The 19,769-nt window shown below is 69.3% G+C and carries 19 protein-coding genes; 11 read left to right on the plus strand and 8 right to left on the minus strand.

Annotated features, from left to right (window positions below):
• The first annotated feature begins 90 nt into the window (after positions 1-90).
• Positions 91-2,229, plus strand: a complete 2,139-nt coding sequence (locus OCU_RS27445; protein ID WP_009957020.1) for an acyl-CoA dehydrogenase — start codon at positions 91-93, stop codon at positions 2,227-2,229.
• On the opposite strand, the gene OCU_RS27450 is transcribed toward OCU_RS27445, so the two are convergent.
• Positions 2,226-2,798: a TetR/AcrR family transcriptional regulator gene (locus OCU_RS27450; RefSeq protein WP_009957021.1), complete on the minus strand. Its 573-nt coding sequence runs from the start codon at positions 2,796-2,798 to the stop codon at positions 2,226-2,228. The genes OCU_RS27445 and OCU_RS27450 overlap by 4 nt on opposite strands.
• A gap of 85 nt (positions 2,799-2,883) precedes the next feature.
• Here OCU_RS27450 and OCU_RS27455 point away from each other — a divergent pair, with 85 nt between their 5' ends.
• A complete protein-coding gene (locus OCU_RS27455; protein WP_009957022.1) occupies positions 2,884-3,777 on the plus strand; it encodes an SDR family oxidoreductase in 894 nt (297 codons plus the stop codon).
• A gap of 4 nt (positions 3,778-3,781) precedes the next feature.
• Here the strand turns inward: OCU_RS27455 and OCU_RS27460 are convergent, their stop codons facing one another.
• Together OCU_RS27460 and OCU_RS27465 are read right to left on the minus strand one after the other, a co-directional pair.
• A complete protein-coding gene (locus tag OCU_RS27460; RefSeq protein ID WP_008263570.1) occupies positions 3,782-4,315 on the minus strand; it encodes a hypothetical protein in 534 nt (177 codons plus the stop codon).
• Between the two features lie 52 nt (positions 4,316-4,367).
• A complete protein-coding gene (locus OCU_RS27465) occupies positions 4,368-5,462 on the minus strand; it encodes a ferredoxin--NADP reductase (RefSeq protein WP_014379005.1) in 1,095 nt (364 codons plus the stop codon).
• A gap of 158 nt (positions 5,463-5,620) precedes the next feature.
• Here OCU_RS27465 and hsaA point away from each other — a divergent pair, with 158 nt between their 5' ends.
• The 5 genes from hsaA to OCU_RS27490 all read left to right on the plus strand — a co-directional run bounded on the left by hsaA (position 5,621) and on the right by OCU_RS27490 (position 10,145).
• Complete coding sequence (hsaA, locus tag OCU_RS27470) at positions 5,621-6,805, plus strand: 3-hydroxy-9,10-secoandrosta-1,3,5(10)-triene-9,17-dione monooxygenase oxygenase subunit (protein WP_014379007.1); 1,185 nt, start codon at positions 5,621-5,623, stop codon at positions 6,803-6,805.
• A gap of 54 nt (positions 6,806-6,859) precedes the next feature.
• Positions 6,860-7,732, plus strand: coding sequence for a 4,5:9,10-diseco-3-hydroxy-5,9,17-trioxoandrosta-1(10),2-diene-4-oate hydrolase (hsaD, locus tag OCU_RS27475; protein WP_009957025.1), 873 nt, complete (start codon positions 6,860-6,862; stop codon positions 7,730-7,732).
• Positions 7,732-8,634, plus strand: a complete 903-nt coding sequence (hsaC, locus tag OCU_RS27480; protein ID WP_009957026.1) for an iron-dependent extradiol dioxygenase HsaC — start codon at positions 7,732-7,734, stop codon at positions 8,632-8,634. Before hsaD ends, hsaC begins: the two co-directional genes overlap by 1 nt.
• A gap of 2 nt (positions 8,635-8,636) precedes the next feature.
• Positions 8,637-9,200 carry a 3-hydroxy-9,10-secoandrosta-1,3,5(10)-triene-9,17-dione monooxygenase reductase subunit gene (hsaB, locus tag OCU_RS27485; RefSeq protein WP_009957027.1) on the plus strand — a complete coding sequence of 188 codons (564 nt, stop codon included), beginning with the start codon at positions 8,637-8,639 and terminating at the stop codon, positions 9,198-9,200.
• A 114-nt stretch (positions 9,201-9,314) separates the two neighbouring features.
• A complete protein-coding gene (locus tag OCU_RS27490) occupies positions 9,315-10,145 on the plus strand; it encodes an arylamine N-acetyltransferase family protein (RefSeq protein ID WP_009957028.1) in 831 nt (276 codons plus the stop codon).
• A gap of 11 nt (positions 10,146-10,156) precedes the next feature.
• Here the strand turns inward: OCU_RS27490 and OCU_RS27495 are convergent, their stop codons facing one another.
• Genes OCU_RS27495 through fadD3 form a run of 5 tightly spaced genes read right to left on the minus strand, consistent with a single transcriptional unit; the run spans position 10,157 to position 15,940 of the window.
• Positions 10,157-11,323, minus strand: coding sequence for a pyridoxal phosphate-dependent aminotransferase (locus tag OCU_RS27495; protein ID WP_008263579.1), 1,167 nt, complete (start codon positions 11,321-11,323; stop codon positions 10,157-10,159).
• The gene (gene ipdE2, locus OCU_RS27500) at positions 11,320-12,270 is read right to left on the minus strand and encodes an acyl-CoA dehydrogenase IpdE2 (RefSeq protein WP_014379009.1); all 951 of its coding nucleotides are present in this window, start codon (positions 12,268-12,270) and stop codon (positions 11,320-11,322) included. Before ipdE2 ends, OCU_RS27495 begins: the two co-directional genes overlap by 4 nt.
• 48 nt (positions 12,271-12,318) lie before the next feature.
• On the minus strand, positions 12,319-13,263 hold the full coding sequence (locus OCU_RS27505) for an acyl-CoA dehydrogenase family protein (RefSeq protein WP_014379010.1): 945 nt from the start codon (positions 13,261-13,263) through the stop codon (positions 12,319-12,321).
• Complete coding sequence (locus tag OCU_RS27510) at positions 13,260-14,405, minus strand: acyl-CoA dehydrogenase family protein (protein WP_014379011.1); 1,146 nt, start codon at positions 14,403-14,405, stop codon at positions 13,260-13,262. The genes OCU_RS27505 and OCU_RS27510 overlap by 4 nt, the downstream gene beginning before the upstream one ends.
• Positions 14,405-15,940, minus strand: a complete 1,536-nt coding sequence (gene fadD3 / locus OCU_RS27515) for a 3-((3aS,4S,7aS)-7a-methyl-1,5-dioxo-octahydro-1H-inden-4-yl)propanoate--CoA ligase FadD3 (protein ID WP_014379012.1) — start codon at positions 15,938-15,940, stop codon at positions 14,405-14,407. Before fadD3 ends, OCU_RS27510 begins: the two co-directional genes overlap by 1 nt.
• A gap of 59 nt (positions 15,941-15,999) precedes the next feature.
• Between fadD3 and ipdE1 the strand changes: the two genes are divergently transcribed.
• From ipdE1 to fadA6, 4 genes are read left to right on the plus strand one after another with little or no spacing between them, the layout of a single operon-like run.
• A complete protein-coding gene (gene ipdE1, locus OCU_RS27520) occupies positions 16,000-17,148 on the plus strand; it encodes an acyl-CoA dehydrogenase IpdE1 (protein WP_008263616.1) in 1,149 nt (382 codons plus the stop codon).
• On the plus strand, positions 17,145-17,933 hold the full coding sequence (ipdF, locus tag OCU_RS27525) for a (5R,7aS)-5-hydroxy-7a-methyl-1-oxo-2,3,5,6,7,7a-hexahydro-1H-indene-carboxyl-CoA reductase (RefSeq protein WP_009956926.1): 789 nt from the start codon (positions 17,145-17,147) through the stop codon (positions 17,931-17,933). Before ipdE1 ends, ipdF begins: the two co-directional genes overlap by 4 nt.
• Positions 17,934-17,980: 47 nt before the next feature.
• Entirely contained in the window at positions 17,981-18,583 is a 603-nt protein-coding gene (kstR2, locus tag OCU_RS27530) for a TetR family transcriptional regulator KstR2 (RefSeq protein ID WP_008263620.1), read from the plus strand.
• A 1-nt stretch (position 18,584) separates the two neighbouring features.
• Entirely contained in the window at positions 18,585-19,745 is a 1,161-nt protein-coding gene (gene fadA6, locus OCU_RS27535) for a steroid 3-ketoacyl-CoA thiolase FadA6 (protein WP_009956925.1), read from the plus strand.
• Positions 19,746-19,769: the final 24 nt, after the last annotated feature.

The raw sequence follows: 19,769 nt of genomic DNA on the forward strand, positions 1-19,769 counted from the left end.
GTCCCCGCTCGCGCAAAGATCGGACAATCAGGACACGGGCGCCGGCCGGCCCCGTGTCACGTCGAGCCAAGGACGCGGAGGTCCTCTCAGGTGGTAGCGACCGTCACCGATGAGCAGTTTGCCGCGCGCGCCCTGGTGCGCGACTGGGCCCGCAATGCGACGTCGGGACCGGGTGGCACCGCGGCGATCCGCGAGGTCGAGCAGGGCAAGCCCGACGCGTGGCGGCCGGTGTTCTCCCGGCTGGCCGAACTGGGAATCTTCGGCGTCGCGATCCCGGAGGAATCCGGCGGGGCGGGTGGGTCCATCGAAGACCTGTGCGCGATGGTCGAGGAGGCGGCCAAAGCGCTGGTCCCCGGCCCGGTCGCGACCACCGCGCTCGCGACGCTCGTCGTCACCGACCCCGGACTGCTGGAGGCGCTGGCCGCCGGGGAGCGCTTCGCCGGGCTGGCGCTCGAAGGCGACGTCCGACTCGACGGCGCGACCTCGACGGCGTCGGGCACACTTCCGTTCGCGCTGGGCGCCGCCGACGATGGCGTGCTGCTGGCGCCCGCCGACGGCAAGTGGCTGCTGATCGACGCCGCCGGCGAGGGCGTGCGGGTCGAGCCGCTGCAGGCCACCGACTTCTCCCGGCCGCTGGCCCGGGTGGTGCTCAGCTCCGCCCCGGCCACGGTGCTGTCCGAAACCGGCACGCGCGTCGAGGAACTGGCCGCGACCGTCCTGGCCGCCGAGGCCGCCGGCATCACCCGATGGGCGCTCGAGACCGCCGTCGACTACGCCAAGGTCCGCGAGCAGTTCGGCAAGCCGATCGGCAGCTTCCAGGCCATCAAACACCTGTGCGCCGAGATGCTGTGCCGCGCCGAGCAGGCCGAGGTGGCCGCCTCGGACGCGGCTCGCGCCGCCGCCGACGGCGACGCGTCCCAGTTCTCCATCGCGGCCGCGCTGGCCGCCAGCACCTGCATCACCACCGTGAAGGCCAACGTCAAGGACTGCATCCAGGTGCTCGGCGGCATCGGCTGCACCTGGGAGCACGACGCGCACCTGTACCTGCGCCGGGCGCACGCCATCGGCCGCTTCCTGGGCGGCCCCGAGCGCTGGCAGCGGCGCATCACCGCGCTCACCCAGGACGGCGTGCGCCGGCAGCTGGGCATCGACCTCACCGAGGTCGAGGGCCGGCGCTCCGAGATCGCCGCGGCCGTCGCCGAGATCGCCGAACTGCCGGCCGAGAAGCGACAGGTGGGTCTGGCCGAGGCGGGCCTGCAGGCGCCGCACTGGCCCAAGCCGTACGGGCGCGCCGCATCCCCGGCGGAGCAGCTGCTGATCGATCAGGAGCTCGCCGCGGCCGGCGTCGAACGGCCGGACCTGGTGATCGGCTGGTGGGCGGCGCCGACCATCCTCGAGCACGGCACACCGGAGCAGATCGAGCAATTCGTGCCGGGCACGTTGCGCGGTGAATTCCTGTGGTGCCAACTGTTTTCCGAGCCCGGCGCGGGCTCCGACCTGGCGTCGCTGCGCACCAAGGCGGTCCGCGGTGACGGCGGCTGGCTGCTGACCGGCCAGAAGGTGTGGACGTCCGCGGCGCACAAGGCGCGCTGGGGCGTGTGCCTGGCGCGCACCGACCCCGATGCCCCGAAACACAAAGGCATCACCTACTTCCTGGTCGACATGAAATCGCCCGGCATCGACATCCGGCCGCTGCGCGAGATCACCGGCGACTCGCTGTTCAACGAGGTGTTCCTGGACAACGTGTTCGTGCCCGACGAGATGGTGGTCGGTGAGGTCAACGACGGCTGGCGGCTGGCCCGCACCACGCTGGCCAACGAGCGGGTGGCGATGGCCAACGGCACGGCGCTGGGCAACCCGATGGAAGAGCTGTTAACCCTCTTGGCGGCAAGGGAACTCGACGTCGCCGAGCAGGACCGGCTGGCGCGCCTGATCATCCTGGCCCAGACCGGCGCGCTGCTGGACCAGCGCATCGCCCAGCTCGCGGTGGGCGGCCAGGACCCCGGCGCCCAATCGAGTGTGCGCAAGCTGATCGGCGTCCGCTACCGCCAGGCGCTGGCCGAATTCACCATGGATGCCGCCGAAGGCGGCGGCCTCGTCGACCGCCGGGCCGACGGCGACCGGGCGGTGTTCGATTTCCTCAACACCCGCTGCCTGACGATCGCGGGCGGCACGGAACAGATCCTGCTGACCGTGGCGGCCGAACGCCTGCTCGGTCTGCCGCGCTAGCCGAGATCGGCCGCGGCGGCGTGTAATTCGTGCAGCGCGTCGCATGCCATGGCGCCCAGGTCTCGGTCGTCGCCCGGTTCGCTCCAGCGTGCGTAGGCCGTCTTGAACGCCAGCGCACCGAGTTCGGCGGCCAATACCGCCGTCGGCTCGGGTATGCCGCGCGCCTGGAGTGCCTCGGCCACCGCGCGCGCCAGCCCGATTTGTTTGAGCGCGTTGCGCTCCTGGAGTTCGGTGCTGGCGGCGATCGCGGCCTTGAGCCTGGGCGCGAGCTCCCGGTTGAACGACGTGAACGCGGCCGCGGCCGATTTCAGCCCGGAGCACACGGCGGCCAGCGGCGTCGCGTCGGCCGGCGCCGTGGCGATGCCCTCGCGCAGTAGTTGCGCGATCGCGTCCTGGCCGGCCGCCAGCACGTCCCGCTTGTCCGGGAAGTGCCGAAAGAACGTGCTTTTCGTCAGGCCGGCGCGCTCGGCGATCTGCGTGACGGTCGTCTCGTCATAGCCCCGTTCGTTGAACAGGTCCAGTGCGGCGGCGACCAGGCGTTCGCGCGCATCGGGTTCCCACCGGGCCATGGCCCCAGCCTAGTGATGCGACCATAGTCCCGTCACGGGTGTAGGGTGATGGGACAAATGTCTCATCACATGGAAGGAGCTGCTCGTGCGCGTATTCGTCACCGGCGCCAGCGGAGGAATCGGCTCGGCCGTCGTCACGGAACTGCTCGCCGCCGGCCATCAGGTCGTGGGCCTGGCCCGCTCGGAGGCCGCGGCGGCGACCATCGGCGGACTCGGGGGCGAGCCGCTGCGCGGCGACGTCACCGACCTCGACGTGTTGCGGGAGGCGGCCGGCGACGCCGACGGCGTTGCCTACCTGGCGTTCTCGCACGACTTCGCCCGTACCGGAGACGTGATCGGAGACGCGATCGGGGACGAGGCCCGCGCGGTCGCCGCGCTCGGCGACGCGCTCGTCGACACCGGCAAGCCGCTGGTGCTTGCCAGCGGCACCCCCGCGGTGGCCGGTCGCGCCAGCACCGAGGACGACCCGTTCAACACCGAAGGGCCGATGGCCGGGCGTGGCCGCACCGGACAAGCCGTCATCGACCTGGCCGAGCGCGGTGTCAGATCGGCCGTGGTGCGGCTGCCGCGGTCGGTCCATGACGCCGGCGGACGCTACGGCTTCGCCGGCATGCTGATTCAGCTCGCGCGCCGGCGCGGGGTGTCGGCCTTCATCGGCGACGGCGCGCAACGCTGGCCCGCGGTGCACCGCGACGACGCGGCGTCGTTGTTCCGGCTGGCCCTCGAGCAGGCCCCGCCCGGCTCGGTACTGCATGCGGTGGGTGACGAAGGCGACCCGATGCGGGCGATCGCCGAGGTGATCGGCCGCCGGCTCGGGGTGCCCGTCGAATCCGCCCCGGTCGAGGCCTTCGGCCCGCTCGGCGCCATCTTCGCCGCCGACCAGCCCTCGTCCAGCGCGCTGACCCGCCAACGATTCGACTGGAAACCCACGGGCCCAAGCCTTCTCGACGACCTCGAGACCGGCGACTACCCGGATTGAGAGATCAGGAGAAGGTGGTCTGCGCGCAGGTGCTGGGCGAGGTGATATTGACCCCGGAGTAGACGACCTGGATGTGGGTGCAGGCGATGACGTTGTTGTCGGTCTTGGGTTGCCCCGTCTGCCAATCGGTGGAGTCGATGCGCCCGTTGGTCTGATACTTCTCCGGGGGACCCTCGCCCATGTAGATCGTGGTGATCTCGTCGGAACCCATCGACTTGTGCACCCGCTCGTACTGGCCGTCGGCGTGCGCGTCGAGGTAGGCCAGCCGGTTCGAGGAGCGGATCTCGGTGGTCTGACGGGCCCACAGGCCGGGCGGGAAACCGGTCACCCCATCGGGCGTCAGCATGTCCGCGCCGGCGGTGAAGTCGCAGTGGCCGTCGGATTTGAAGCAGTTGAGGATCACCCGCGTCTCGAGCTGGTTGGGCCCGTCCAGCGGGAACAGCGTGGTGGCCGTGTTGCTCGCCGCCGCGCACACCCCGGCGGGCAGCAACATCGGCAGCGCCGCGACCACCGCGAATCCCGACACCAGCCGCATCATCGACGCCATCCCTTCCCCGTTGCTGACCCCAAGGGTGAACCTAACCCCGCGACTACTCGTCGTAGGTCACTTCTACCGAATCAGATTCGGGGTGGGATTGACAGGCCAGGATCAGGCCCTCGTCGAGGTCCTGCTGCTCGAGCACGTCGTTGACCTCCATGTTCACCTTGCCGCTGCGCAGGGTGCAGGCGCACGCGCCACAGTGACCCTCGCGGCAGGAGAACGGCGCGTCGAGGCCCTTGGCCAGCAGCACGTCGAGCAACTTGGCGTTGCGCGGCCATGACACCGTGTGGGTCTCGCCGTCGAGCTCCACCACCGCGGTGGCCGGCGGCTGGTCACCCTCGGGGGTGTCCTCGATCTTCACCGCGGCGAACGGATCCGATTCCAGCGACTTGAACACCTCGATATGTATTTGTGGCGCAGGCACTTTCAGCGTCTCCAGCGCCTCCTTGGCGGACTCCATGAACGCGCCCGGGCCGCAGATGTAGACGGGCCGGTCGGTGTAGGGGGCCGCCAGCTTGGCCAGCGCGGCCACGCTGGGCAGGCCCTGCAGCGATTCCAGCCAGTGCACGATGGTGAGCCGGTCGGGGTATTTGGCCGACAGCTCGCGCAGCGCCTCGGCGAAGATCACCGAATCCTCGTCGCGGTTGGCGTAGACCAACGTCACCTGTCCGCCGCCGTCGGCCAGCGCCGACTTGCAGATCGACATGATCGGGGTGATCCCGCTGCCCGCGGCCATCAGCAGGAAGTCGTCGCCGAGCGTCTTCGGCACGAAATTGCCCGACGGGGCCAGCACGTGGATACGCATGCCCACCCGCGCGTTGTCGCACAGCCAGTTGGAGGCGTACCCGTCGGCGGTCCGTTTGACCGTGACGGCCAGGGCGTCGTCGGTGAACGGCGAGCTGCACAGCGAATAGCAGCGCGCCACCGACCCGGTGCGCTCGCTGGGGACGCGCAACGTCAAGAACTGGCCCGGCGAGTAACGCAGCCGCTCGGGCGGGATGCCGGGGTCTCCTTCGTCGTCGGGCACCGCGAACACCAGCGACCGCGCATCGTCGGTCTCCGCGATGACCTCGGCGATCTGCAGTTCGAGGACGTGGTCACCGAGTGGCTCGTCGGGTACTTGGTCCAGATCCGCCTCGGTCAAGGCCCGTGCCTTCCTGTCGTTGCAACTAGAACATGTTACAGAAAAGTGGATTCGTATCGCTACCAGCCGCAGGAATACCCTGCTCGACACAAATCGGAACGTGTTCTAGTCTCTGGTGTAAGTCCGCTGTGTAAGTCTGGCCCAGGAGGCAAACTTAAGTGACGTCCATTCAACAGCGCGATGCGCAGTCGGTTCTGGCTGGCATCGATGATCTGCTCCCGCAGATCCGGGAGCGCGCTCAGGCGACGGAGGATCTGCGGCGGCTGCCCGACGAGACCGTTCAGGACCTGCAAGACGTGGGCTTCTTCACGCTGTTGCAGCCCGAGCAGTGGGGCGGACTGCAGTGCGATCCGACGCTGTTCTACGAGGCGGTCCGGCGGCTGGCCAGCGCCTGCGGCTCCACCGGCTGGGTCAGCTCCATCATCGGCGTGCACAACTGGCACCTGGCGTTGTTCGACCAGCAGGCCCAGGAGGAGGTCTGGGGCGAGGACCCCAAGACCCGGGTTTCCTCGTCGTACGCCCCGATGGGAGCGGGCGTGGTGACCGACGGCGGCTACCTGGTCAACGGCGCGTGGAACTGGTCCTCGGGCTGTGACCACGCGACGTGGGCGTTCCTGGGTGGCCCGGTGATCAAGGACGGCCGCCCGGTCGACTTCGGCAGCTTCCTGATCCCGCGCAGCGAGTACCGCATCGACGACGTGTGGCACGTCGTCGGCCTGCGCGGCACCGGCAGCAACACCGTCGTCGTCAAGGACGTCTTCGTGCCGCGGCACCGGTTTTTGTCCTACAAGTCGATGAACGACGGCACCGCCGGGGGTTATGAGACCAACACCGCGCCCGTCTACAAGATGCCTTGGGGCACAATGCATCCCACCACCATCTCGGCGCCGATCGTCGGCATGGCCTACGGCGCCTACGCCGCGCACGTCGAGCACCAGGGCAAGCGGGTGCGCGCGGCGTTCGCCGGCGAGAAGGCCAAGGACGACCCGTTCGCCAAGGTCCGCATCGCCGAGGCGGCCAGCGACATCGACGCGGCGTGGCGCCAGCTGAGCGGCAACGTCGCCGACGAGTACGCGCTGCTGTCGGCCGGCAAGGAGATCCCGTTCGAGCTGCGCGCCCGCGCCCGTCGCGACCAGGTGCGCGCCACCGGCCGGGCCATCGCCTCCATCGACCGGTTGTTCGAGGCGTCCGGTGCCACCGCCCTGGCCAACGACCAACCGGTGCAAAGGTTCTGGCGCGACGCCCACGCCGGCCGGGTGCACGCGGCGAACGACCCCGAGCGGGCCTACCAGATCTTCGGGAACAACGAGTTCGGGCTGCCACCCGGCGATACGATGGTTTAAACCATGCGCGCCGACGACGATGCAGAGCGAATCGATGAGGAGGAGCGGCGCTAAGTGACCGCGACAGAGGAACTCACTTTCGAGTCGACCTCGCGGTTCGTGGAGGTGGACGTCGACGGACCGCTGAAGCTGCACTACCACGAGGCGGGGGTCGGCAACGACCAGACCATCGTGCTGCTGCACGGCGGCGGACCCGGGGCGGCGAGCTGGACGAACTGGTCGCGCAACATCCCGGTGCTCGCCGAGCGGTTCCACGTGCTCGCCGTCGATCAGCCCGGTTACGGGCATTCGGACAAGCGCGCCGAGCACGGGCAGTTCAACCACTACGCGGCCAGGGCGCTCAAGGGCCTCTTCGACCACCTGGGCCTGGGACGCGTTCCGCTGGTGGGCAATTCGCTGGGCGGGGGCACCGCGGTCCGGTTCGCCCTGGACTACCCCGACCTGGCCGGGCGCCTGGTCCTGATGGGGCCCGGCGGGCTGAGCATCAACCTGTTCGCCCCGGACCCCACCGAGGGCGTCAAGCGGCTGGGCAAGTTCTCGGCCGAGCCCACCCGGGAAAACCTCGAGGCGTTCCTGCGGGTGATGGTCTACGACCAGAAGCTGATCACCGACGAATTGATCGACGAGCGGTTCGCGTTGGCCAGCACGCCGGAATCGCTGACGGCGACGCGGGCGATGGGAATGTCGTTCGCGGGCGCCGATTTCGAGCTCGGCATGATGTGGCGCGAGGTGCACCGCCTGCGCCAGCCCGTGCTGCTGATCTGGGGGCGTGAGGACCGCGTCAATCCCTTGGACGGGTCGCTGGTCGCGCTCAAGACCATCAAGCGTGCGCAGCTGCACGTTTTCGGGCAGTGTGGGCACTGGGCGCAGGTGGAGAAGTTCGACGAGTTCAACAAGCTCACCATCGATTTCCTGGGAGGTGCGTGATGAGCATCCGTTCGCTGGGCTATCTGCGCATCGAGGCCACCGACATGGCGGCCTGGCGTGAGTACGGCCTGAAGGTTCTCGGCATGGTCGAGGGCAGCGGCAACACCGAGGGCGCCCTGTATCTGCGGATGGACGACTTCCCCGCGCGGCTGGTGATCGTGCCCGGCGAGCGCGACCACCTCATGGAGGCCGGCTGGGAGTGCGCGAACGCCGAAGGCCTGCAAGAGATCCGGGACCGCCTCGACGTCGAGGGCGTGCCCTACAAGGAAGCCACCGCCGCGCAACTGGCGGACCGCCGGGTCGTCGAGATGATCCGGTTCTCCGACCCGTCGGGCAATTGCCTGGAGGTCTTCCACGGCGTCGCCCTGGAACACCGCCGGGTGGTCAGCCCCTACGGGCACAAGTTCGTCACCGGTGAGCAGGGCCTGGGGCACGTGGTGTTGTCCACCCGCGACGACGACGAGGCGCTGCACTTCTACCGCGACGTGCTGGGGTTCAAGCTGCGCGACTCGATGCGGATGCCGCCGCAGGTGGTGGGCCGGCCCGCCGACGGGGCCCCCGCCTGGTTGCGTTTCTTCGGCTGCAACCCGCGCCATCACAGCCTGGCCTTCCTGCCGCTGCCCACACCGAGCGGCATCGTGCACCTGATGATGGAGGTCGAGAACGCCGACGACGTGGGGCTGTGCCTGGACCGGGCGCTGCGCCGCAAGGTGCCCATGTCGGCCACCCTGGGCCGTCACGTCAACGACCTCATGCTGTCGTTCTACATGAAGACACCCGGCGGATTCGACATCGAATTCGGTTGCGAGGGAAGGCAAGTCGAAGACGACGACTGGGTCGCCCGGGAAAGCACCGCGGTCAGCCTGTGGGGCCACGACTTCACGGTCGGCATGCGCGGCTGACCATGTCGGCGCCCATCGATCCGCGGACCTTCCGGCAGGTGCTGGGGCAGTTCTGCACCGGCATCACCATCATCACCACCGTGCACGACGACGTCCCCGTCGGCTTCGCCTGCCAGTCGTTTGCGGCGCTGTCGCTGGACCCGCCGCTGGTGCTGTTCTGCCCGACCAAGGTGTCGCGGTCCTGGAAGGCCATCGAGGCCTCCGGCCGGTTCTGCGTCAACATGCTGACCGAGCACCAGAAGCACGTCTCGGCCCGGTTCGGCTCCAAGGAGCCCGACAAATTCGCCGGCATCGACTGGCACCTTTCCGATCTCGGTTCACCGATCATCGACGGGTCGCTGGCCTACATCGACTGCACCGTGGCCTCCGCGCACGACGGCGGCGACCACTTCGTGGTGTTCGGTGCGGTGCAATCGCTTTCGGAGGCCCCCAAGATCAAGCCGCGGCCGCTGCTGTTCTATCGCGGTGAATACACCGGCATCGAGCCGGACAAGACGACGCCGGCGCAGTGGCGCGACGACCTGGAAGCGTTCCTCACCACGACCACCCAGGACACCTGGCTGTAGGGGTTCTCACGGGCGTAACGCCACGGCGACTTCGCGCGCGTTTTTCCGCCGTGGCGTTACGCCCGCGGGACACCCGGCCGCCGTAACGCCCCACGTTGGGCCCAGAATGGTTTCATGACGCTGGATCTGGGCGCGTACTTCGACCGCATCGACTATCGCGGCGCCGCCGAGCCGAATCTCGAGGTGCTGCAGGATCTGATGACCGCGCACACCGGGTCGATCCCGTTCGAGAACCTCGATCCGCTGATGGGGGTGCCGGTCGACGACCTGAGCCCCGAAGCCCTCACCGACAAGCTGGTGTACCGGCGCCGGGGCGGCTACTGCTACGAGCAGAACGGCCTGATGGGTTACGTGCTGGCCGAGATCGGGTTCCGGGTGCGCCGCCTGGCCGGGCGGGTGGTCTGGATGCAGCCGCCCGACGCGCCGTTGGGAGCCCAGACGCACACGGCGCTGGCTGTGACGTTCCCGGGCTCGCAGGGCTCGTATCTGGTCGACGTCGGTTTCGGTGGCCAGACGCTGACATCCCCCATCCGCTTCGAGACCGGAAACGCCCAGCAGACAACGCACGAGCCGTACCGGCTCAACGACCGCGGCGACGGCCTGGTGCTGCAAGCCCTGGTCCGCGACGAGTGGAAACCGCTGTACGTGTTCGGCACCCAGACCGTGCCGCAGATCGATCTGCGGGTGGGCAGCTGGTACGTCTCGACGCACCCCGAGTCGCACTTCGTGACCGGGCTGATGGCCGCCCTGACGACCGCCGACGCCCGCTACAACCTGGCCGGCCGCCACCTGACCGTCCACCGCGCCGACGGCAGCGAGAAGATCCGCCTGGACGACGCGGCGGCGGTCGTCGACGTGCTCGGTGAGCGATTCGGCATCGATGTGGCCGGCATCGGCGAGCGCAGTGCGCTCGAGGCGCGCATCGGCCAGGTGCTGGACGCGTAGGCGCGGCGCGGCTAGCGGGCCGAAAGCCACGGGCCGAGCCGTCGCACCGCTTCCTCGATGTCGGCGGTGGGCCCCGCGAACGACAGCCGGACGAACGAATTGCCGCGGGTGGTATCGAAGTCGATGCCGGGCGCGATGGCGATGCCGGTCTCTTCCAACAGTTTCGAGCAGAACTCCATCGAGTTGTCGGTGAAGTCCGAGACGTCGGCGTACACGTAGAACGCGCCGTCGGTGGGGGCCAGGCGCTCGACACCGATGCCGCGCAGCCCGTCGAGCAGCAGCGAGCGGTTGGTCGCGTAGTGGTGCAGGTGGCCGTCGGCTTCGGCGGTGGCCTCCGGGGTGAAGGCCGCCACCGCGGCCAGCTGCGAGAGCACGGGCGGGCAGATGGTGAAGTTGCCGGTGAGGCGATCCACCGCGCGGCGTAACTCGGCCGGCACCAGCAGCCAGCCCAGCCGCCAGCCCGTCATCGCGTAGTACTTCGAAAAGCTGTTGACCACCACGGCATTTCGCGATGTCTGCCACGCGCAGCTGGTCTGTGGCGCGCCCTCGTAGACCAGCCCGTGGTACACCTCGTCGCTGATCAGCCGCGCCCCGGAGGCGTCGCACCAGGCGGCGATCGCGGCCAGCTCCTCCGGCGCGATGACCGTTCCGGTGGGGTTGGCGGGGCTCGCCACGATGACGCCCTGCACCGGGGGGTCGAGCTCGGCGAGCATCCGCGCGGTGGGCTGGAAGCGGGTCTGGGGCCCGCAGGGGATCTCCACGACCTCACATCCCAAGGCCGACAAGATGTTTCGGTAGCACGGATAGCCGGGGCTGGCCAGGGCCACCCGGTCGCCGGCGTCGAAGCAGGCCAGGAAGGTCAGCAGGAAGCCGCCCGAGGAGCCCGTGGTGATCACCACGGCGTCGGGTTCGACGTCGAGGCCGTGCTGGCGCCGGTAATCCGCGGCGATCGCGGCACGCAGCTCGGGGGTGCCCAGCGACACCGAGTAGCCCAGCTGGTTGGAATGCACGGCCGCCGCGGCGGCCGCGCGCACCGGCTCGGGCGCCCCGACGCTGGGCTGGCCCGCCGACAGGTTGACCAGATCGCCGTGGCTGCGCTGGCGTTCGGCGGCCGCCAACCAGACATCCATCACGTAGAACGGTGGGATGCCCGCGCGCAGCGAGACACGATCGGTCACGGCGTGTTGAGTACCTCGGATTCCAGCCGGTTAAGCAGCTCCTGCGGCGTGTCCAGCAGGTGCGCGCTGCCGTGGGCGCGTTTGAAGTACAGGTGCATGTCGTGTTCCCACGTGATCGCGATGCCGCCGTGCAACTGGATGCCCTCGGCGGCCACCGTGTTCAGCGCCTCGGTGGCGGCCAGCCGTGCCGCGGCGGCGTTGGTGGGTGAGGGGTCCTCACACGCGTCGGACACGACGGCCTTCGCCGCGGCGACCGTGACATACAGGTCGGCCATTCGATGCTTGAGCGCCTGAAAGCTGCCGATCGGCCGGCCGAATTGCACTCGGTCCTTGGCGTATTCGACCGTCAGCTCCAGACAGCGTTCGGCGGCGCCGATCTGCTCGGCGGCCAGCAGGACGGCAGCCTTGTCCGCCAGGCCGGGATCCGCGCCGATCGCCTCGGCCTCCTGCGGTTGCACCCGGGCCAGGCGCCGGGTCGGGTCCATGGTGGTGCCGGCCTGCGCGCTGAAGCGGGTCCACCTGCTCAGCCGGCCGTCCTCGACCGCGCACACGACGTCGGCGATGTCGCCGTTGACCACGTAGTCGGGATCGAGCACCAGCGCGCCGATCGCGGTGCCCTCGGCCAGGCCCGCCAGCGTCGCGGCGTCGGGCTCGGCGGCGCTCAGCAGCGCCAGCTCGGCCAGCGTGGTGCCCAGCAGCGGGGAGGGCACCAGGGCGCGGCCCAGCTCCTGCAAAACCGCTGCGGCGTCGGCCAATTCACCGCCGGCGCCGCCCAACTCCTCCGGTATCACCAGGGCCGCGGCGCCGACCTGCTCGCACAGCAGCCGCCAGAGCGATTCGTCGTAGCCGCGGTCGGACTCCATGGCGGCGCGCACCGCCGCCGGGCCGGCGTGCTTGGCGACCAGCGCGGCGACGGTCTCGCGGAGCAGCTCGCGTTCTTCAGTCATGGGCGCCGCTCCTTCTCATCGCTAGGCTCTGCATCGTCGCGGCGCGAGTCACAGCGCCTCCAGCACTCGTCGCCGATGTTCTTCCGGTGTGCCCCAGGCGGATCGCAGGGCCTGCACCCGCAGCAGCAACAGCGACAGGTCGTGTTCCTGGGTGAACCCGATCGCGCCGTGGGTCTGCAGCGCCGACCGCGCGGCCAGCAGGCCCGCGTCGGCGGCCGCCGCCTTGGCCGCGCTCACGTCCCGGGGGTCCAGCGTCAGCGCCGCGCCGTGCACCAGCGGCCGGGCCAGTTCGATGGCGATGTGCACGTCGGCGAGCTTGTGCTTGATCGCCTGATACGAGCCGATCACCCGGCCGAACTGGGTGCGTTGCTTGGCGTAGTCGACGGCGGCGTCGCGCAGCGCCTCGGCGGCGCCGACCAGTTGCGCGGCGGTACCCAGCGTGCCGAACTCGTAGGCGCGCTTGACGTCTGCTTCCCAAGCGGAGCCGGCCGGGGTCACGTCATACAGGTGGCGGCTGGGGTCGACGGACTCGTGCTCTTCCCCCGCGGTGGCTTCGGTGACCCCCTCGTTACCGGCCAGCAGCACCAGGTTCGCCACGTCGGCGTCGACGGCCCGCGGCACCCGCGGCGGCAGCGCGACCGTGGCGATCAGCTCGCCGGACGCGAGCCCGGCGCACCGCTCGGCGTGATCGTCGGAGTCGAGCAATACCGGTGCCACGGCGATGGATTCGACCACGGGGCCCGGGACGCACCAGCGCCCGAGGCGTTCGAGGGCGAGGACGAGGTCGATCGGGTCCGCCCCGATGCCGTCGAATTTCTCCGGCACGGCCAAGGCGGTGACACCCAAGTTGGCCAGCTGTTCCCACACCTTGCGGCCCGGCGCGGTGTCGCCCGCCGCCCACGCCCGCACGGCGCTGGGCAGGTCCGCCGAGCCGAGCGCGGCGTCGATGCTGGCCGCGAAGTCACGCTGCTGTTCGTCTAGCGCAAATCTCACTTCTTGCCCCCGGACTTCTCGCGCGGCAGGCCCAGCAACCGCTCGGAGATGATGTTGCGCTGAATTTCGTTGGTGCCGGCATAGATCGGGCCGCCCAGCGCGAACAGCAGACCTTCGGTCCACGGGCCGGCAAGCTCCCCGTCCGCGGCCAGGATGTCGAGCGCGGTCTGGTGCAGTTCGACGTCGAGGTCGGACCAGAACACTTTGGTCACCGACGATTCGGCGCCCAGCTCACCACCGAGTGCCAGTCTGGTCACCGTGCCGAAGGTCTGCAGCCGGTAGGCCTGCGCCTTGATCCAGCCGTCGGCGACCCGGTCGGCGAACGCGGCCGGTGCGCCGGCCTCCTTCCAAAGCTGCACCAACCGTTCCGCCGTCGCCAGGAAGCGGGCCGGGCTGCGCAGCGACATGCCGCGTTCGTTGCTCGACGTGCTCATCGCCGCCCGCCAGCCCTCGTGCGGGGTGCCGATCACGTCCTCGTCGGGGACGAAGACGTCGTCGAGGAAGATCTCGCCGAATCCGGTGTCGCCGCCCAGTTGGACGATCGGCCGCACGGTCACGCCCTTGGCCTTCAGGTCGAACATGAAGTAGGTCAGCCCGTTATGGCGCTCGGCGCCAGGGTCGGAGCGGAACAGCCCGAATCCCCGCTCGGCGAACGGCGCCCGTGAGCTCCAGATCTTCTGCCCGTTGAGCAGCCAGCCGCCGTCGGTCGCCGTCGCGGTGGACCGCAGCGACGCCAGGTCGCTGCCCGATTCGGGCTCGGACCACGCCTGCGCCCAGATCTCCTCGCCGCTGGCCATTTTGGGCAGGATCCGGTCGCGCTGCTCTTCGGTGCCGTGCGCAAACAGCGTCGGGGCCAGCATCGAGGTGCCGTTGGCGCTGGCCCGGCCGGGCGCCCCGGCACGGAAGTACTCCTCTTCGAACACCACCCAGTGCAGCAGCGGCGCGTCGCGGCCGCCGTAGCGCTTCGGCCAGGTGATCACCGAAAGCCCGGAGTCGAACAGCACCCGGTCCCAATGCCGGTGCTGCTCAAAGCCTTCGGCGTTGTCGTATGACTTCGTCGGGATCGACTGGGCATTGGCCGACAAGAATTCCCGGACCTCGGCCTGGAAAGCCAAGGTGTCGTCGTCTAGATCCAGATCCATCAGTCCAGCTCTCGCAGTTGTGGTTTGAGCACCTTGCCGCCGGCATTGCGCGGCAACGCGTCGACGAACCGCACCGACCTCGGTGTCTTGAAGTTCGCCAAATGCTCACGGGTGTATGCGATCACAGAATGTTCGTCGAGTTGTGCCCCCGGGCGGGTGACCAGAAACGCCCGGCCGACTTCGCCGAGTCGCTCGTCGGGAACCCCGATCACCGCCGCATCGGCCACACCGTCGAGCCGGGCCAGCACCTGCTCGATCTCGGCGGGGTACACGTTGAATCCCCCGCAGATGTACATGTCCTTGAGCCGGTCGGTGATGCGCAGGTTGCCGGCCGCGTCCAGCACACCGATGTCACCGGTGTGCAGCCAACCGTCGGCATCGATGGCGGCGGCGGTGGCCGCCGGGTCGTCGAGGTAGCCCAGCATCACGTTGGGCCCACGCAGCAACACCTCTCCCGATTCGCCGGATTCCCCGGCGTCGATGCGTAATTCGAAGTCGGCGAACGGGCGCCCGCAGGTGGTGGCGACGGTGACCGCGTCGTCGTCGGCGCGGCACATGGTTCCCATGCCGTTGGCCTCGGTGAGGCCGTAAGCCGTCAGCACGATGTCGATGTCGAGTTCGGACTGCATGCGCTCGACCAACACGACCGGCACGGTGGCCGCCCCCGTCACCGCGAAGCGCAGCGAGCTCAGGTCGTAATCGCCACGAGCCGGATGATCGAGCAGGGTCTGGTAAATCGTTGGCGGACCGGGCAATACGGTGATGCGGTGTTGCTCGATCGCCCGCAGCGCGCGCAGCGGGTCGAAGGTGAGGTGGGGGATCAGCGTCGCGCCGGTCTGCAGGCACGCCAGGATGCCGGCCTTGTAGCCGAAGTTGTGAAAGAACGGGTTGATGCACAGGTAGCGGTCGTCGGCGGTGATCTTGCCGTTGGCGGCCCACGACGCCGAGGCCGACAGCGACTGCCGGTGCGCGCACAGCACGCCCTTGCTGCGGCCGGTGGTGCCCGACGTGAACAGGATGTCGCTGACGTCGTCGGGTGTGACCGCCGCGGCCCGGGCGGCCACCGCGTCGAGATCGGCGCCGCCGGCGATGAATTCGTCCCAGGTGCCATCCGCGGCATCGATCGGTATCCGCACGATGTGCCGCAGCGCGGGCAGCGCCGCCCGATCCAGGTCGGCGACGCGGTCGTTGCCCAGGAACTCGCCCATGCCGAACAGCACCGGCGCCTCGACGCGGGCCAGGATGTCACCGGCCTCCGCGGCGGTGTAGCGGGTGTTCAGCGGGACCATCGCGGCGCCGGCGTGGTGGATCGCCAGGCAGGCCACCACCCAATGCCAGGTGTTGGGGGACCAGATCGCCACCCGGTCGCCGGGCTGCACGCCCAGCGCGATCAGCGCCGCCGCCGCCCGGTGCACCTCGTCGCGCAACGCCGCGGCGGTGAACGACCGGTCCTCGGTGACCAACGCGTCGTGATCGGGGAGTTGGCGCGCGAAACGATCCAGCGCCGCGGGCACGGTGCGGGGATCGGTGGTCATCGGCGCTTCTCCTACGGCGGCCTAACAAAGCAAGTGCTTGGTAGGTTAGCCTACAAGGCATGCAGGACGTCGAGGAGTTCCGGGCCGAGGTCCGCTCTTGGCTCGCCGACAATCTGGTCGGTGAATTCGCAGCTCTCAAGGGTCTCGGGGGCCCCGGCCGCGAGCACGAGGCCTTCGAGGAACGCCGGGCCTGGAACCAGCATCTCGCCAAGGCCGGACTGACCTGCCTGGGCTGGCCGGTCGAACACGGCGGCCGCGGCCTGTCCACCGCGCACCGGGTGGCGTTCTACGAGGAGTACGCCCGCGCCGACGCCCCGGACAAGGTCAACCACTTCGGCGAGGAGCTGCTGGGGCCGACGCTGATCGCGTTCGGGACACCCGAGCAGCAGCAGCGTTTCCTGCCCAAGATCCTCGATGTCACCGAGCTGTGGTGCCAGGGCTATTCGGAACCCGGCGCCGGCAGCGACCTGGCCAACGTGGCGACCACCGCCGAACTCGACGGCGACCACTGGGTGATCAACGGCCAGAAGGTCTGGACGTCGCTGGCGCATTGGGCGCAGTGGTGCTTCGTGGTCGCGCGCACCGAGAAGGGCTCCAAGCGGCACGCTGGGTTGTCGTATCTGCTGGTGCCGCTGGACCAGCCGGGCGTGGAAGTGCGGCCGATCATCCAGCTGACCGGCGACTCGGAATTCAACGAGGTGTTCTTCGACGACGCCCGCACCGAGGCCAACCTGGTGGTCGGCGAGCCCGGTGACGGCTGGCGGGTCGCGATGGGCACGCTGACGTTCGAGCGCGGCGTCTCGACGCTCGGGCAACAAATCCGTTACGCCCGTGAGCTTTCCAACCTCGCCGAGCTCGCCCAGCGGACCGGCGCGGCTGACGACCCGTTCATCCGCGAGCGGCTGACCCGGGCGTGGACGGGCCTGCGGGCCATGCGTTCGTACGCGCTGGCCACGATGGACGTCGAGCAGCCGGGCCAGGACAACGTGTCGAAGCTGTTGTGGGCCAACTGGCATCGCGATCTGGGCGAGCTGGCGATGGACGTCGTCGGCAAGCCGGGCCTGACCCTGGCCGACGGCGAGTTCGACGAGTGGCAGCGGCTGTTCCTGTTCAGCCGCGCCGACACCATCTACGGCGGGTCCAACGAGATCCAGCGCAACATCATCGCCGAGCGGGTGCTCGGCCTACCCCGAGAGGTTAAGGGATGAGTCTGTCCGAAGCTCCCAAAGAGATTGCCGGACATGGACTTCTGCAGGGCAAGGTGGTGGTCGTGACGGCCGCCGCCGGCACCGGGATCGGCGCGGCGACCGCGCGGCGGGCGTTGGCCGAGGGTGCCGACGTGGTGATCTCCGACCACCACGAACGGCGCCTGGGGGAGACGGCCGAGCAGCTCGCCGCGCTGGGGCAGGGCCGCGTCGAGCACGTGGTCTGCGACGTGACCTCGACCGCTCAAGTCGACGCCCTCATCGCGTCGACCACCGCTCGGATGGGCCGGATCGACGTGCTGGTCAACAACGCCGGGCTCGGCGGACAGACGCCGGTCGTCGACATGACCGACGAGGAATGGGATCGCGTCCTCAACGTGACGTTGACGTCGGTGCTGCGTGCCACGCGCGCGGCGCTGCGCTACTTCCGCGAGGCACCACACGGCGGCGTCATAGTCAACAACGCCAGCGTCCTGGGCTGGCGGGCCCAGCACTCGCAGTCGCACTACGCGGCCGCCAAGGCCGGCGTGATGGCCCTGACCCGATGCAGCGCAATCGAAGCCGCCGAGTATGGGGTACGGATCAACGCGGTGTCGCCGAGCATCGCGCGGCACAAGTTTCTGGAGAAGACGTCGTCGGCCGATCTGCTCGACCGGCTGTCGGCGGGCGAGGCCTTCGGCCGCGCCGCCGAGCCGTGGGAGGTCGCGGCCACCATCGCCTTCCTCGCCAGCGACTACTCCAGCTACCTGACCGGCGAGGTCATCTCGGTATCCAGTCAGCACCCGTGAGAGCCGGCCCGCTGGCCAAGCAAGCGCTTGGTTGATACTCTGGTCGGGTGGACCGAGTGACCGGTCAGGCCAACAGCCGGCGAGACGAGTTGCTGGAGCTTGCCGCGACCATGTTCGCCGAGCGCGGGCTGCGCGCCACCACGGTGCGCGACATCGCCGACAGCGCCGGCATCCTGTCGGGCAGCCTGTACCACCACTTCTCGTCCAAAGAGGAGATGGTCGACGAGCTCTTGCGCAGCTTCCTGGACTGGTTGTTCGCCCGGTACCGCGAGATCGTGGACGGCGAGGCCAACCCGCTGGAGCGGCTCAAGGGGCTGTTCATGGCGTCGTTCGAGGCGATCGAGCACCGGCACGCGCAGGTCGTCATCTACCAGGACGAAGCCCAGCGGCTGTTGTCACAGCCCCGGTTCTCCTACATCGAGGACATGAACCGGCAACAGCGCAAGATGTGGCTCGAGCTGCTCCATCAGGGCGTCGACGAGGGCTACTTCCGTCCCGATCTCGACGTCGACCTTGTCTACCGCTTCATCCGTGACACCACGTGGGTGTCGGTGCGCTGGTATCAGCCCGGCGGTCCGCTCACCGCGCAGCAGGTGGGTCAGCAATACCTCGCCATCGTTCTTGGCGGGATCACCAAAGAAGGAGTCTGAAATGCCAGAGGCCTACGTCATCGACGCCGTGCGTACCGCGGTCGGCAAGCGCGGCGGATCGCTGGCCGGAGTGCATCCGGTCGACCTGGGTGCGCTGGGATGGCGCGGACTGCTCGACCGGGTCGACGTCGACCCCGCCGCAGTCGACGACGTGATCGCCGGCTGCGTCGATGCCATCGGGGCGCAGGCCGGCAACATCGCGCGCCTCTCCTGGCTGGCCGCGGGCTACCCCGAAGAGGTGCCCGGCGTTACCGTCGACCGCCAGTGCGGCTCCAGTCAGCAGGCCATTTCCTTTGGCGCACAGGCGATTATGTCCGGCACCGCCGACCTCATCGCCGCCGGGGGCGTGCAGAACATGAGCCAGATCCCGATCTCGTCGGCCATGACCGTCGGCGAGCAGTTCGGCTTCACCTCCCCGACCAACGAGTCCAAGCAGTGGCTGCATCGCTACGGCGACCAGGAGATCTCGCAGTTTCGCGGCTCGGAGCTGATCGCCGAGAAGTGGAACCTGTCGCGCGAAGAGATGGAGCGATACGCGCTGACCAGTCACGAGCGCGCGTTCGCGGCGATCCGGGGCGGCCACTTCGACAACGAAATCATCACCGTGGAAACCGAATCCGGGCCGTTCCGGGTCGACGAGGGCCCGCGCGAATCGTCGCTGGAGAAGATGGCCGGCCTCAAGCCTCTGGTCGAGGGCGGCCGGCTGACGGCGGCCATGGCCAGCCAGATCTCCGACGGGGCCAGCGCGGTGCTGCTGGCGTCCGAGCGGGCCGTCAAGGAGCACAACCTGACTCCGCGGGCCCGCATCCACCACATCAGCGCACGCGCGGCCGACCCGGTCTTCATGCTGACCGGGCCGATTCCGGCGACCCGCTACGCGCTGGACAAGACCGGGCTGTCGATCGACGACATCGACACCGTCGAGATCAACGAGGCGTTCGCCCCGGTGGTCTTGGCCTGGCTCAAGGAAGTCAAGGCGGACCCGGAGAAGGTCAACCCCAACGGCGGGGCGATCGCGCTCGGACATCCGCTGGGCGCCACCGGCGCCAAGCTGTTCACCACCATGCTCAACGAGCTCGAGCGCACCGGCGGCCGCTACGGCCTGCAGACGATGTGTGAGGGCGGGGGCACCGCCAACGTCACCATCATCGAGCGGCTGTAGCTCGCTCGGCCTTCTCGCCGCTCG

Origin of the sequence: Mycobacterium intracellulare ATCC 13950, from assembly GCF_000277125.1 — a bacterium.
GTDB classification, from domain to species: domain Bacteria; phylum Actinomycetota; class Actinomycetes; order Mycobacteriales; family Mycobacteriaceae; genus Mycobacterium; species Mycobacterium intracellulare.

Bases quoted from the DNA above. Each gene is read 5' to 3' on its own strand.
- ipdE2 (WP_014379009.1), bottom strand. From the start codon at position 12,270: ATGACTGAAGAACGCGAGCTGCTCCGCGAGACCGTCGCCGCGCTGGTC.
- fadA6 (WP_009956925.1), top strand. From the start codon at position 18,585: ATGCCAGAGGCCTACGTCATCGACGCCGTGCGTACCGCGGTCGGCAAG.
- hsaC (WP_009957026.1), top strand. From the start codon at position 7,732: ATGAGCATCCGTTCGCTGGGCTATCTGCGCATCGAGGCCACCGACATG.
- OCU_RS27490 (WP_009957028.1), top strand. From the start codon at position 9,315: ATGACGCTGGATCTGGGCGCGTACTTCGACCGCATCGACTATCGCGGC.
- fadD3 (WP_014379012.1), bottom strand. From the start codon at position 15,940: ATGACCACCGATCCCCGCACCGTGCCCGCGGCGCTGGATCGTTTCGCG.
- ipdE1 (WP_008263616.1), top strand. From the start codon at position 16,000: ATGCAGGACGTCGAGGAGTTCCGGGCCGAGGTCCGCTCTTGGCTCGCC.
- ipdF (WP_009956926.1), top strand. From the start codon at position 17,145: ATGAGTCTGTCCGAAGCTCCCAAAGAGATTGCCGGACATGGACTTCTG.
- OCU_RS27510 (WP_014379011.1), bottom strand. From the start codon at position 14,405: ATGGATCTGGATCTAGACGACGACACCTTGGCTTTCCAGGCCGAGGTC.
- OCU_RS27460 (WP_008263570.1), bottom strand. From the start codon at position 4,315: ATGATGCGGCTGGTGTCGGGATTCGCGGTGGTCGCGGCGCTGCCGATG.
- OCU_RS27450 (WP_009957021.1), bottom strand. From the start codon at position 2,798: ATGGCCCGGTGGGAACCCGATGCGCGCGAACGCCTGGTCGCCGCCGCA.
- hsaB (WP_009957027.1), top strand. From the start codon at position 8,637: ATGTCGGCGCCCATCGATCCGCGGACCTTCCGGCAGGTGCTGGGGCAG.